A 319-nucleotide genomic window follows, 5' to 3' on the forward strand; every position below is an offset into this window, starting at 1 on the left:
TCGCGATCCTGGGCCTGCTCGGCGAACCCGGTCAGGAGGATCAGGTGCTCGGATCGATCCGCAGGTTCTCCTGGCACGCGGTCCCCAAGGACAGCGGGCTGTACTTCCCCGGGACGGGCCTGATGCGCCTGTCCGCCGACCTCGCGACCGGCTCGGCGGGCGTCCTGCTCGCCCTGCACACGGTGTTCGAGGGCAAGGGCGACCTGGGTGAGCTGCTCCCGGTCGGCATCGGGTGACGGCGCAGGCCTGGCCCTCGGTCCTGATCGCGACCCCGGTCAGCGGCCCGGGTATTGCGGCTGACCATGCACGGGGTCGTCAG

General features: G+C 71.5%; 1 protein-coding gene. It reads left to right on the top strand.

Going from position 1 to position 319, the window contains the following annotated elements:
* Positions 1–236 (top strand): hypothetical protein (locus tag TN53_RS43560; protein ID WP_046264476.1); only part of this gene is annotated, 236 nt, incomplete at its 5' end.
* Positions 237–319 lie beyond the last annotated feature (83 nt).

Origin of the sequence: Streptomyces sp. WM6386 (assembly GCF_000972385.1) — a bacterium.
Lineage (GTDB): Bacteria > Actinomycetota > Actinomycetes > Streptomycetales > Streptomycetaceae > Streptomyces.